At 61.4% G+C, this 12,230-nt stretch carries 15 protein-coding genes and 2 tRNA genes; 13 read left to right on the top strand and 4 right to left on the bottom strand.

The features are described 5' to 3' along the window. The first annotated feature begins 2 nt into the window (after window positions 1-2). From GQF03_RS03895 to GQF03_RS03870, 6 genes are all read left to right on the top strand, one after another. The gene (locus GQF03_RS03895) at window positions 3-1,295 is read left to right on the top strand and encodes a homoserine dehydrogenase (RefSeq protein WP_161337857.1); all 1,293 of its coding nucleotides are present in this window, start codon (window positions 3-5) and stop codon (window positions 1,293-1,295) included. Between the two features lie 39 nt (window positions 1,296-1,334). Continuing rightward, complete coding sequence (glpX, locus tag GQF03_RS03890; RefSeq protein ID WP_174238715.1) at window positions 1,335-2,294, top strand: class II fructose-bisphosphatase; 960 nt, start codon at window positions 1,335-1,337, stop codon at window positions 2,292-2,294. 24 nt (window positions 2,295-2,318) lie between these two features. Beyond that, entirely contained in the window at window positions 2,319-4,097 is a 1,779-nt protein-coding gene (gene recJ, locus GQF03_RS03885) for a single-stranded-DNA-specific exonuclease RecJ (RefSeq protein ID WP_161337856.1), read from the top strand. Between the two features lie 94 nt (window positions 4,098-4,191). Next, window positions 4,192-4,266, top strand: a tRNA-Glu gene (locus tag GQF03_RS03880). 28 nt (window positions 4,267-4,294) lie between these two features. After that, window positions 4,295-4,369 (top strand) — tRNA-Glu (locus tag GQF03_RS03875). A gap of 104 nt (window positions 4,370-4,473) precedes the next feature. Next, the gene (locus GQF03_RS03870) at window positions 4,474-4,776 is read left to right on the top strand and encodes a hypothetical protein (protein ID WP_161337855.1); all 303 of its coding nucleotides are present in this window, start codon (window positions 4,474-4,476) and stop codon (window positions 4,774-4,776) included. Window positions 4,777-4,791: 15 nt separating this feature from the next. Here the strand turns inward: GQF03_RS03870 and GQF03_RS03865 are convergent, their stop codons facing one another. After that, window positions 4,792-6,072 (bottom strand): pentapeptide repeat-containing protein, encoded by a 1,281-nt coding sequence (locus GQF03_RS03865; RefSeq protein WP_161337854.1) that lies wholly within the window; start codon window positions 6,070-6,072, stop codon window positions 4,792-4,794. A 176-nt stretch (window positions 6,073-6,248) separates the two neighbouring features. On the opposite strand from GQF03_RS03865, the gene GQF03_RS03860 reads away from it, so the two are divergent. Beyond that, window positions 6,249-6,506 carry a hypothetical protein gene (locus GQF03_RS03860; RefSeq protein ID WP_161337853.1) on the top strand — a complete coding sequence of 86 codons (258 nt, stop codon included), beginning with the start codon at window positions 6,249-6,251 and terminating at the stop codon, window positions 6,504-6,506. A gap of 15 nt (window positions 6,507-6,521) precedes the next feature. Here the strand turns inward: GQF03_RS03860 and GQF03_RS03855 are convergent, their stop codons facing one another. Then, a complete protein-coding gene (locus tag GQF03_RS03855) occupies window positions 6,522-6,860 on the bottom strand; it encodes a PilZ domain-containing protein (RefSeq protein WP_161337852.1) in 339 nt (112 codons plus the stop codon). A 200-nt stretch (window positions 6,861-7,060) separates the two neighbouring features. On the opposite strand from GQF03_RS03855, the gene GQF03_RS03850 reads away from it, so the two are divergent. After that, window positions 7,061-7,312, top strand: coding sequence for a hypothetical protein (locus GQF03_RS03850; RefSeq protein WP_161337851.1), 252 nt, complete (start codon window positions 7,061-7,063; stop codon window positions 7,310-7,312). Between the two features lie 159 nt (window positions 7,313-7,471). Beyond that, window positions 7,472-8,071 carry a hypothetical protein gene (locus tag GQF03_RS03845; RefSeq protein WP_161337850.1) on the top strand — a complete coding sequence of 200 codons (600 nt, stop codon included), beginning with the start codon at window positions 7,472-7,474 and terminating at the stop codon, window positions 8,069-8,071. Window positions 8,072-8,075: 4 nt separating this feature from the next. On the opposite strand, the gene GQF03_RS03840 is transcribed toward GQF03_RS03845, so the two are convergent. Continuing rightward, window positions 8,076-8,894: a methyltransferase domain-containing protein gene (locus GQF03_RS03840; protein WP_161337849.1), complete on the bottom strand. Its 819-nt coding sequence runs from the start codon at window positions 8,892-8,894 to the stop codon at window positions 8,076-8,078. Between the two features lie 124 nt (window positions 8,895-9,018). Between GQF03_RS03840 and GQF03_RS03835 the strand changes: the two genes are divergently transcribed. Together GQF03_RS03835 and GQF03_RS03830 are read left to right on the top strand one after the other, a co-directional pair. Then, window positions 9,019-9,729 carry a winged helix-turn-helix transcriptional regulator gene (locus GQF03_RS03835; protein WP_161337848.1) on the top strand — a complete coding sequence of 237 codons (711 nt, stop codon included), beginning with the start codon at window positions 9,019-9,021 and terminating at the stop codon, window positions 9,727-9,729. 206 nt (window positions 9,730-9,935) lie between these two features. After that, window positions 9,936-10,436, top strand: coding sequence for a hypothetical protein (locus GQF03_RS03830; RefSeq protein ID WP_161337847.1), 501 nt, complete (start codon window positions 9,936-9,938; stop codon window positions 10,434-10,436). Window positions 10,437-10,457: 21 nt separating this feature from the next. Here GQF03_RS03830 and GQF03_RS03825 read toward each other — a convergent pair whose 3' ends face one another. Continuing rightward, window positions 10,458-10,868, bottom strand: a complete 411-nt coding sequence (locus GQF03_RS03825) for a PaaI family thioesterase (RefSeq protein WP_161337846.1) — start codon at window positions 10,866-10,868, stop codon at window positions 10,458-10,460. A gap of 85 nt (window positions 10,869-10,953) precedes the next feature. Between GQF03_RS03825 and GQF03_RS03820 the strand changes: the two genes are divergently transcribed. Then, window positions 10,954-11,388: a MarR family winged helix-turn-helix transcriptional regulator gene (locus GQF03_RS03820; protein ID WP_161337845.1), complete on the top strand. Its 435-nt coding sequence runs from the start codon at window positions 10,954-10,956 to the stop codon at window positions 11,386-11,388. A gap of 110 nt (window positions 11,389-11,498) precedes the next feature. After that, on the top strand, window positions 11,499-12,230 hold the full coding sequence (locus tag GQF03_RS03815) for a hypothetical protein (RefSeq protein ID WP_161337844.1): 732 nt from the start codon (window positions 11,499-11,501) through the stop codon (window positions 12,228-12,230).

The raw sequence follows: 12,230 nt of genomic DNA, 5'->3' as shown, positions 1-12,230 counted from the left end.
CAGTGAGTACCAATGTAAAAATCGGGATCGCCGGGCTTGGCACCGTCGGCGCGGGCGTCCTCAAGATCATCAAGGCCCATGGCGACCTGCTGGAGGCACGCTCGGGCGCGCATCTGACCGTGACGGCGGTTTCCGGGCGCGACAGGACCAAGGACCGGGGCGTCTCCCTGGACGGGCTCACATGGTATGACGACGCGGTCGCGCTCGCCGATGATCCGGAGGTGGATATCGTGCTGGAGCTGATCGGCGGCAGCGACGGCGTCGCGAAAGACCTCTGCGTTCGCTCCCTCAGCAATGGCAAGCCGGTTGTGACGGCGAACAAGGCCCTGCTGGCCGAGCATGGAAACGAGCTGGCGGCGCTGGCCGAGCAGCATGATGCGCAGCTCGCCTATGAGGCGGCGGTTGCGGGCGGCATCCCGATCATCAAGGCGCTGCGCGAAGGGCTGGCGGGCAATTCCATCTCCCGCGTTTACGGCATCCTCAACGGCACCTGCAATTATATCCTCACCGAGATGGAGGAGACGGGCGGCGAATTCGACGCGATCCTGAAGGACGCGCAGGATCTCGGCTATGCCGAGGCCGATCCCAGCTTCGATATCGACGGCGTCGATGCGGCGCATAAGCTCGCCATCCTCGCGAGTGTCGCCTTCGGCACCCCCGTCGATTTCCCGAATGTCTATATCGAGGGGATCCGCAACGTGGCCGCCGCCGATATCGCCGCCGCAAGCGAGCTTGGCTACCGTATCCGCCTGCTGGGTGTCGCCCGGCGCACCGATGCGGGGATCGAGCAGCGGGTGCATCCCTGCATGGTCCGGCGCGATACCACCATCGCCAATGTCAGCGGCGTCTTCAATGCGGTCGTCGTCGATGGCGACTTTGTTGATGAAACCTCCTACGTCGGGCGCGGCGCGGGCGAGGGGCCGACGGCCTCCGCCGTGGTTGCCGATATCGTCGATATCGCGCTCGGCCGCCATACCCCCACCTTCGGCATCCCGGTCGACAAGATGACGGATATCCCGAAAGTTCCGGTCGCCGATCATATCGGTGCTTACTACGTCTGCCTGACGGTCTATGACCAGCCGGGCGTGATCGCCGATGTCTCGGCGGTGTTCCGCGACGAGAATATTTCCATCGAGAGCCTGCTGCAGCGCGGCCGCTCGAAACAGGAGGCGGTTTCCGTCATTCTCGTCACCCATGAAGTGCAGGAGGCGGCCCTGGTCCGCGCCCTTGGAAAAATCGAAAAATTCACCCATAGTGTGGCGAAACCGCGTATGATCCGCATCGTGTCGCTGTGAGTTGAGCGTAACTGTTATTAAAGCTTTGGAAGAGAAAAAATGACTAAAACCTCGCATCTGGACAGAAATCTCACCCTGGAAATCGTCCGCGTCACCGAGGCCGCCGCGCGTGCCGCCTGTAACCTGGTGGGCCTTGGCGATGAGAAGGCCGCCGATCAGGCCGCCGTCGATGCCATGCGCACGGCGCTGAATCTATTGAATATCGACGGCACCATCGTCATCGGCGAGGGGGAGCGGGACGAAGCCCCGATGCTCTATATCGGCGAGAAGGTCGGCACCGGCAAGGGCCCGAAGATCGACATCGCGCTCGATCCGCTGGAAGGCACGACCCTGACCGCGAAGGGCGGGCCGAACGCGCTGGCCGTCATCGCCTTTGCCGAGGAGGGGAACTTCCTCAATGCGCCTGATACCTATATGGAAAAGATCGCCGTCGGCGGCGGCTATCCCGAAGGCATCATCGATATCGACAAACCGGCCGGAGAAAACCTCCGGGCGATCGCCAAGGCGAAGGGCGTCCCGGTCAGCCAGACCATGGCCTGCGTTCTCGACCGGCCGCGCCATGCCGACATCATCGCCGATATCCGCAAGACCGGCGCCCGCATCCAGCTGATTTCCGATGGCGATGTCGCCGGCGTGATGGCGACGGCCAATCCCGATACGGGCATCGACATGTATGTCGGCACGGGCGGCGCACCGGAAGGCGTTCTCGCCGCCGCCGCGCTTCGCTGTATCGGCGGGCAGATGCAGGGCCGTCTTGTTTTCCGCAATGATGACGAGAAGGCCCGCGCCGCGAAATGGGGCATCACCGATCTGAACCGCGTCTACAAGCTGGAGGAACTGGCGGCGGGCGAGGTGATTTTCGCCGCGACCGGCGTCACCGACGGCTCGATGCTGCGCGGCGTCCGCCAGAAGGGCGACCGGGTCTATACGGAAACCATCGTGATGCGGTCCTATTCCGGCACCGTGCGCTATATCCGGGGCGATCACAAAGCCAAGTAACCGGAGTTAGGGTCTGGACCCAGTATGGACGCGCCTCCCTTTCTCAATGTCGAGAGCTCGCTGACGGGAAAACGCTGGCGGCTGCGCTCTGACAATGAGCGGCTGGGCCTCGCCATCGCGCAGCGCCTCGATGTGCCCGAGATTGTCGGGCGTGTCCTCGCGGGCCGGGGCGTGCCGATCGAGGAGGCGGAACGCTATCTCAGCCCGCAGCTGCGCCATCTTCTCCCCGATCCCTCCCGCTTCAAGGACATGGACGCCGCGGCGGCGCGCATCGCGGCGGCGGTTCAGGCGGGCGAGAGGATCGCCGTCTTCGGCGATTATGATGTCGACGGCGCCACCTCGTCGGGGCTTCTGAAGCGCTTCTTCACCGCGATCGGCGTGCCCATCGAGATCTATATTCCCGACCGGATGAAGGAAGGCTATGGCCCCAACAGCGGCGCCATGGAAACCTTGAAAGGGCGCGGCGCGCAGCTGGTGATCACCGTCGATTGCGGCATCGTCTCTTTCGACGCGCTCGCCCATGCGAAGGAAATCGGGCTCGAGGTCATCGTCGTCGATCATCATCAGGCGGAGACGCGACTGCCCGACGCGCTCGCCGTCGTCAATCCCAAGCGCCATGACGAAAGCCAGGAATTCACCTATCTCGCCGCCGTCGGCGTCACCTTCCTGCTGGTCGTCGCCGTCAACCGCGCGCTTCGCCAAGCGGGCTGGTATACCGACACCCGGCCCGAGCCGGACCCGCGTCACTGGCTCGATCTGGTGGCGCTCGGCACGGTCTGCGACGTGGTGCCGCTGATCGGGCTCAACCGCGCCTTTGTCGCGCAAGGGCTGAAGGTCATGGCGCGGCGCGGCAATGCGGGGCTGGCCGCGCTCGCCGATGTCGCCGGGCTGGACGAGGCGCCGGGCACCTATCACGCCGGATTTCTGCTCGGCCCCCGCGTCAATGCGGGCGGGCGCGTGGGGCGGCCGGAATATGGCCCCGAGCTGCTCTCGGTTGATGATCCGGAAAAATGCCGCGAGCTTGCGGGCTATCTCGATCGCTACAACAAGGAGCGCAAGGAGATCGAGGCCGAGGTGCAGACGGAAGCCCTTTTGAGGGTCGAGCAAAGCGGCCTGAAAGACGATTCCGTCATCGTCGTCGCCGGGGAGGGGTGGCATCCGGGCGTTATCGGCATCGTCGCGAGCCGCCTCAAAGACACCTACCAGCGCCCGGCGGTGGTCATCGCGCTGGAGAATGGCACCGGCAAGGGCTCCGGCCGTTCGGTGCCCGGCGTCGATATGGGCGCGGCCATCGGCGCGGCGCGGCATCGGGAGCTGATCGTCGCCGGCGGCGGCCATATGATGGCGGCGGGCCTCACCATCGCGGCGGAGAAGATCGATGAATTCCGCGCCTTCCTCAACGCGCGGCTGGCGAAGGATGTTTCCGAGGCGGCACGGACCGCCAGCCTCGGCCTCGACGGTGCGCTGTCGATCGACGGCGCGACGGTCGAGCTGATTTCCATGATGGAACAGGCGGGACCCTTCGGTGCGGGCAACCCGGAGCCGAGATTCGCGCTCCCGAGTGTGCGGCTGGTACAGGCCAGCATCGTCGGCGAAAACCATGTGCGCTGCATCCTGATCGGGACGGCGGGGCGGGGGCGTCTGACGGGCATCTGTTTCCGGGCGCTGGAAACGCCGCTCGGCGAGGCGCTTCTTGGCCATAACGGCGCGGCCTTTCACATCGCCGGGCATCTTCGGAAGAACAGTTGGCAGGGGAAAGTCTCGGCCCAACTCCTCATCGACGACGCCTATCGCCTTGTATGACGCGGGCGCGTGTCGAATTTTCCGGATTTTCCAATTTTTTACTTGATATATAAGGATAGAATCGCTAAATCCTGCCTCCAGCAACAGGATATGTGTCCCCTTCGTCTATCGGTTAGGACGCCAGATTTTCATTCTGGAAAGAGGAGTTCGATTCTCCTAGGGGATACCATCCTGTCGCCGGTGACACTTCTCGATGCGTCCCCTTCGTCTATCGGTTAGGACGCCAGATTCTCATTCTGGAAAGAGGAGTTCGATTCTCCTAGGGGATGCCATCGCCGGCATGAGTGTCGCTGCCCTGTCCCTTCCATTTTTCCCCTTTTTCCCCTAAATATAACAGGGACGACCGCCAGTGTTTTGACCCGACGGGAGATGAGTGATGAATTTACGCCTTTGTTTCGAACATAAAGCCGGGGTGAATATCGATGAGGCCACGGTGTTTCGCCATTACGCCGAGAATTACCTGAACGGGTTCGATGTGAAATGGGGCGGCTCGGTCAGTGTGCCGCATCACGATACGAAAACCCGGCCGATGGAACCGCTCTGGCAGTATCTGATCTGGGATGCGAGCCCGGCCTGCCGCGACTATCTGGTCGAATATCTCGACCGCAACCCGATGGCCGGATATTACGTGCATATCTACGAATTCGGCAACGGCGCCAACGACAAGAAGATCCACTAAACGGCGGGATAATGGTTAGGCGCTGACCTTCTGGCCCTGGTCGAACTTGGTGTCTTCCATATCGGCGCCGTCGAAGATGGCCCCGCTCAGCTTGGCGCCCTTGAAGTTGGCGTCGATCAGGTTGGCGTCGGTCATGTCCGCGCCCTCGAGATTGGCGCCGACGAAACTCGCCGCCGAGAGGTTGGCGGGCCATTTCTTGCCCAGGGCCTCACCGTTCGGCCCCTTGAGATCGACGGCGGTGAGAATGGCGCCCTTCAGATGCGCGTTCTTGAGGTTGGAGCGGGAGAGATTGACCCCCTCCATCATCGCGCCGGTGAGATCCACATCCTCCATGATGCATTGGGACATGTCGCTCATCACGGTCTGGGCGCCGCGCAGGATGGTGCCCTTGAGATTGGCGCCCTTCATGGTCGCGCCGCTCATGGCGCAGTTTGAAAGATCCATGCCCGACAGGTCCATGCCGGATAGATCGGCGCGCTCCCCCTTGAGGCCGTTGGTCTCGACCCAGAGGAAATGCTTCTTGAGGATGGCCTGGAGGTTGGGCGGGAGTGGGGTTGATTCCGCCTCCTTGATCAGATGCTTCGCGACCGCCTTCGACTTCGAGAAATCGACATTCTCAAGCTTCGCGCCGTCGAGCTTCACATTATCGAAATTGCAGCCCTCGACCCGCGCGCCGGAAAGGTTGACGTTGGACAGATCGGCGCCCGCGAGGTCGGCATTGGTGAGGTCGCAGTCGGCCATGTCGGAGCCCATGAAGCCCGCGCCATGCAGCTCGGCGCCCGAAAGATTCGCCCCGCGCAGATGCGAATAGGCGAAATTGGCATTGCCGAGCGCCGCGCCCGCCAGGTTGGCGCCGTTGAGATTGGCTTTTTCCGCGACCACATTCTCCATCTCCGCATCCGACAGGTCGCCGGCGGGAAAGGTGACCGTCTCGCCGCCCGAGAGAATAAGCGAGCCGCCGCGGAAATCCGCTTCCTGCAGGTTGGCGCCGTTCAGCTTCGCGCCCTTGAGCTCGGCCCCGCGCAAGTCCGCGCGGATGAGCAGGGCGTCGCGCAGGTCGGCCTTGGTGAGGTCGGCGGCATAGAGATCGGCGGCGATCAGGTTGGCGCCCCGGAATATGGTCCGTGAGAGCTTGCACCCCGAAAGGCTGGATTTCTGGAGTTTCGCCCCGGCGAAATTGGCGCCGGTAAAGTCCGCATGCTTGAAATTCGCCCGCGCCCCCTTCTTCGAGTTGGCGAGCCATTTTGCATGTTCAGCAAGCATCTCCATAATTTCCTGCGGTGTCATCGATGTCATGCGTTTCTCTCTACTAGCGCGGACTGTCCCAAGGTTTCGTAAGACTAGATTAACGTTTTTCTCACATACTTCGCGAATACATTAACCACCTGCAGTCTCTTTTTATAATCAGACAAGGTTAATAGATTGTTGCGATCCAGTTTTATTTGACCACACAACACCGAGGACGAGAAGAAATGTTGCAAGTGACCCAGGAACAGGTCGATGCTCTTGAAATTTGGGTGAAAGACCGCCGCGAAGCCTATATGCGCAAGGGATTTCATCTGGCGGCGAACGCCGGCGCCGCGCCGCTGGTCGATTTTTCCGTGGATGGCGGGTTGAAGCCCGAAGACAATGCGAAATCCATCATGGAATTGAAAAAGGAATATGAACTGGCGGAAATGTTCCATAAAGACGCCAAGCAGGTGCTGCACGCCGGACGCCAGGGCGGCTAGATCGCCCGCCCGATTTTAGCTCACCACATGAAACTGTTCACGGCGCTTGCGGGCCACAAGGCCCGCGATCTGCCGGATGAGCTGCTGTTCCTTTTCCTCTGAAAATTCGAACTTCACGGCGACGCCATCGGCCATCTGGCGGACAATGCGCGCCGGAATCAGGCCGATATTCTCGATCTCGACGGTGATCTCCGTGGAATCGGGCAGGCGCATCTCCATCTGCAATCCCGCGCCGCCGGCGGAGATATTGAGGATTCGCGCACGGGCCGCGCCGCCGCCATGGCAGATGCGGGTGTCCTTCTCCATCACGACGCGGCGATGGACGCGGCGGTTTTCGGGGCCAAACGGGGTCATCTTGTCTCCGGATGCGGCGATCTGCGGGGGCGCAACCGCCGGACTAAATACGATCCCTGCATTGTCCCTGATAATGGTTAACAATAGGTTGCGGCCTTTGCCCTTAAATGGCCATAAAGGGCGGCTAGACGGACCCTCGTTAACCTTTCGTTTACGCTCTCGCGCTATTTTGCTAAGGCTATTCAAGGAAAGGGTCTCACATGCGGCAACAGGAACTGGCCTCCCTCGTCGAGGGGTTGAAAACCGAGTTTTCGAAAGCGCCCCGGCTGAACCGGCGGTCGATTTCGGACCGGGCAACGGGCGCCAATCTTGCCGCGCTGGACCTGCTGCTTGACAGTGCCAAAGCGGTGGAAGAGGCGCCGGGCAAGACGGAGCAGGCGAGAACCCTCAAGGCGCTGTCCAATGAATTCACGGAAATCTCGGATGTCATCCGGACCCTCGGTCCACGGTAACTCGACGCGCGCGCCGGCGAGGGCCATCGCGGGCGCCATGAACCTATCCCTGTCCGCGAAAATCGGGGTTGGCATTCCTGACGGATATGTTACATCTGGACGCGGGTTTCAGGATAACCGGCAGCCGTCGCGTTCCAACAGTAGATGATCACCGATAAAATGCCGCAGTCTTTTGATATCAAGGAAAAATTCAGGGAAATCCTGGCGCAGGCGATCGTCATCGTCCGCGACAGTTCCTGGCGGCAGCGGCTGATCGTCGCCGCGCCGGTGCTGGCGGCGCTGATCTTCGCCGGGCTGACCGTGCTGCTCGACATCTTCCTCCGGGAGGAGGGGAGCGAGGGCTGGATCCTCAACCTTCTCGGCACGACCGGGCTCTTCCTCTTCTTCTTTGCGCCGTTTGCCTATGTGTCGGTCAAGCTCTACCGGCTGATCCGGCCGCGCCTGCGCGAGCGGCGGTTCATGGATGCGCTCCGCCTCGGTCTCTATCTGCCGCATGCCTTCGCCATCCTGATCATCGTGATCTCGCAGCTTGAGGGATCGGAGAATATCACCAGCCTCGGTGCGGCCCTCATCACCTGGGCGATGCTGAGCCTGCTGCTCTCGCCCTTCAGCGTGCTGCTCGCCCTGCTTGGCTGGTCCTATCTTCCCAAGGAAGTGCCGGAGCCGCTCCTGCAGATCACCTCCCGCCTCAACAGCCGCGGCCAGAACCTGCTCTCCGGTCCGACGCCTGAAGAAGACCGCGATCCGCTGACGACCTGATCTGTCACTCTCCCTTCACCGCCGTTACGATATGCGCGGGCGCGCAGAATTCGACGCGGCCCGCATCGTCCGTGAATCGGGCGAGGGTGCCTTTCGCCGCCGCAAGCAGCGCCTGAAATTGCGCCTCGTCGATGGCCTCGGATAGCGTCCAGCCCTTGATATCCGTATAAACCCAGTCTTCGATCGAGGGGAAGCGGGCAAGGCCGGGACGGGTGCGGATCGCCGCGTCTGTTACCCCCGCCGCCGCAAAAATCCCGAGAAGCGCCGCCGGATCGCCGAGATTGTAGGGCGCCTCCAGCGCCGCCGCTATCCCGCGACCGAACAGTTCCGCCAGCAGCCCCGCCATCGCATCATAGCCGGGCGTGTGGGGGAGCGTGTCCCAGACCGCCACCGCCATCCGCCCGCCGGGGCGCAGCACCCGCCACATCTCAGAAACCGCCTTTTCTCTGTCCTCGAAGAACATCAGGCCGAACTGGCAGGTGAGGGCATCGAAGCTTCCGTCCTCGAAGGGGATATCCTCGGCAAGTCCCTCCCGCCAGTCGATCTCCGGCGCGAGAGATCCCGCGACAACCAGCATCCCGGCGTTGCGATCGAGCCCGGTGACCGATCCGTCCGGCCCGACGCGGCTCAATCCCTCGCGCGCAACGACGCCGGTGCCGCAGGCGACATCGAGAAGATCGTCGCCCGCCTTGACATCCGCCGCCGCGCAGAGTGGCGCCGCCCAGTCCCGGAACAGCGCGGGGACAAAGAATTGCTCGTAAATCCCGGCGGCGCTTCCCGTTAGCTGTCCGCGCTCCGCCGTTTCACTCATTGCCGTCGTCATGTCATGCCTCCTTTCCTCACATGTGGGGGGCAAGGCTAGGCGGTGGCCGGGTCGGCGAATAGTCCAGAAAATGTAGTTTTGCTTGCGCGACCGGAATGGTAGTCTTTGAAACTAGGAGGCGGCAATGAAGACATATGGCCAGTTCTGCCCGGTGGCGAAGGCGTCGGAACTTTTCTGTGAACGCTGGACGCCGCTCATTATCCGCGACCTTGCGCAAGGGGCAAGCCGCTTCTCCGAGCTACAGAAGGGCGTACCGCTGATGTCGCCGACGCTGCTGTCCTCGCGCCTCAAGCAACTGGAGGCCGAGGACATTGTCGAGCGGCGTACGAGCGGGGGCGGAAAGACGCGGACCTATCATCTGACGGCCGCCGGTCGGGAATTCATCCCGATGGTCGAGGCGCTCGGCATCTGGGGGCAGCGCTGGTCGCGCCGCCAGCTGGTGGAGGGAGAGGTCGATCTCGGCCTGCTTGTCTGGGCGCTCGAGCGTGGGGTCAACCCGGCGGCCTTCGGTGAACGGCGTTCCGTGGTGCAGCTTGACCTTACGGACCAGCCCGACAACAAACGGCTCTGGTGGTTCGTCAACCGGGAAGGGGCCTGCGAGCTCTGCGTCGAGGATCCGGGTTTCGAGGTTGATCTCTATCTCGCCTGCAGCCTGCCGGACATGATCTATATTATCCGCGGCGATCTCCCACTCACCGAGGCGCTGGATGCTGGCCGCCTCGACGCCCACGGCCCCCGCCGCATCACGACCAAACTCGCGAAATGGCTGAACCTCGGCCCGCTCACGAAGGTGAAATCGGCGCGGGGGGAAGGGCCCGCCGCTGCTAGGCGCTGACTTTCCCCCACGCCGAGCGAGTCCGACGACAGCGACGCCATCCGGACATAATCCCCCGCCCGCCAATCCCGCCACAGCCTTCCCCGCTGCGCCATCACAATTGGGTGAGCGCGGTGCCTGCCTATTGAGACGATTTCCCGTCGCCTGTATGTAGGAGTCTGCGACCGGATCGCGGCGTTGGCGATATCAGGGAATGGGGGGACATCATGAAGGTACAGTCGATTTTGGCCTTGGCGGGGGGCGGCCTCGCGACGTTGTTCTGGAGCGCGGCGGCGCGCGCGGAGGAATATACCAGCGGCTACGGCCCGCTCAACGTTTTCGATCAGGCGGGCTTCATGTCCACGCCGCTCTGGGTCAAGATCTGGCTCGCCTTCCTGATACTGACCTTCCTGACCGGGCTGTTCGTCTTTGCCTGGCGCAAGCCCATCGCGCGCTGGGCGGGCGGCGGCTTTGTCGTCTCCGCCCTGGCCGGGGAGCCGATTTTTGCCGCCCTCGGGCTGCCGATGCTGTCGGGTTCGATCTCGATCATGCATGTGCTCTGCTGGACGCCGGCGCTGGTGCTGCTGCTGGTGAAACGGCCCTTTCTCAACCCGGAGGAGGGGCGGTGGTATCGCCTCTGGTCGGCGGTCATGACCGGCGTGATCCTGTTTTCCTTTATCTTCGATATCCCCGAAGGGCTGATCTATATCCGCCATTTCAGCAGCTAGCCGCCACCGCCTTAAAAGCCGCTAGGCGCTGACTTTCCAGATCGTGCCCTGCGCCGTCGCGCAGAGCTTTTCCACGCCGTCCCGGATCGCATAGACGTCGCAGTCGCAGACGGCCTGCGACTTGCCGCTCGCCTTGACGCGGGCGCGGGCGATGAGTTTCTCGCCGATCGCCGGGCGGACATAGTTGATCTTGAATTCGAGCGTCACCGAATCGCCGAGCACCGTGCCCCCCGCATAGGTCAGCGCATTGTCGGCGAGATAGCTGACCACGCCGCCATGGGCGAAGCCATGCTGCTGCAGATGGTCATCGCGAAGCGTCAGTGACAGCTCCGCCTGCCCCGCCTCGAGCCGGTCGAGGGCCGAGCCGATCAGGACGCTGAAGGGCTGCTCGGCAAGGACGCGGCGGCCCCGATCCAGGGAGATTTCGGTCATGGGTTCTTTCCTGTTATGGATTATTACTTTGCTAGTGAAGTATATTTCCATGGCGCATCCCGCGCAACTGGATTATGAGTAGGCCATGTCAAGATCCCGCCAGACACGCCTCTATCACCGGCTGCAGGTCGCGGCCCATGCGCTGAAGAAATCGGCGGACCGCTCGACCATGTCCTCCGTCGGCGTCACCACGGCGCAGGCGGCGGTTCTCTATATTGTCGAGCATGAGGATGACATGACCCAGCGCGATGTCGCCGAGCTGCTGGGCCTGAATGACTCGGCGATGACGGCGATGGTGACGCGGCTGATCCGGCTCAAGCTTATCGACCGGAACCGGAGCTGGAAGGACGGGCGGGCCTGGCTCCTGTCGCTGACGCCGGAGGGGCGGGACGCCCTCGCGCAGCTGCAGGCCCCGCTGGACGAGTTCAACGCCACCATCGACGAGCTGCTGAGCGACGCCGAGATCGACGCGCTCGTCGCCACCCTCGAAAAACTCACCACCCGCTTCAACAGCGAGTGAGGGAGCTCTATTCCTTGACGACTGTTGATTGACGGGCGGTATCAGGTCAACATATCGTGGGTTTTGCCTGAAAGTTAATAGATTGGAATACTGTTTTGACGAGCCCAAAAATGGTCACCATTCACGCTTCTTCTGCGGATGAGTTGTGCTCGCAATTGGAGCAGATTGATATTTCTGTTCCATCGCGAGGTGGTGCTCGTAATAATGAACGTGTTGAAACATGGACTGTTTGTCGCCTCATGGCATCGTTAGCAGATACAGTCTTTATTGATCAACCAATAGCGTTGACCTCTCACAATGAGCAAGAAGGTGGAAGACCAGATTTTTTGGCTATTTCAGATGGAACAATAATCGGAATCGAAGTCACGGAATGTATTGATGAGCAGTTTGCGAGATATATGAAGTTAGCCAATGACGAATTTCCGAATGCAATTTTAGACCCTTCACATTTCGGCTGGACCTCACGTACACGCAAATGGACAGAGAATGAGTTGAGGGAATTGCTGTGTCAGGAAAAATTAACTGGACCTGGTTGGGTAGGCGATCAGCCAGAGCGGGAATGGACAGAATACATTAATTATCGAATTGATAATAAACTTCAGATACTGGCCAAATGCGGTTTTAAGAAATTTGATAGTAACTGGCTGGCAATATACGACAACTTACCTTATGGCGATTTGGATGTAGAGTTGGCGGTCAGCTATCTCCGCCCGAAAATTGAGCATATTTGGTCAGTGGATCCAGCATTCGACGCCATTTTCGTCGAAAGCAGAAATCAGATCGTCAGGATAACGGCCGACGGATCGGAAATTATTCCACTTAATAATCTCTGGAAAAATTAG

This window comes from Sneathiella chungangensis (assembly GCF_009882935.1).
Classification (GTDB): domain Bacteria; phylum Pseudomonadota; class Alphaproteobacteria; order Sneathiellales; family Sneathiellaceae; genus Sneathiella; species Sneathiella chungangensis.
The sequence above is the reverse complement of the archived record's forward strand: the minus strand, read 5'-3'. Positions and strand labels throughout refer to the sequence as shown.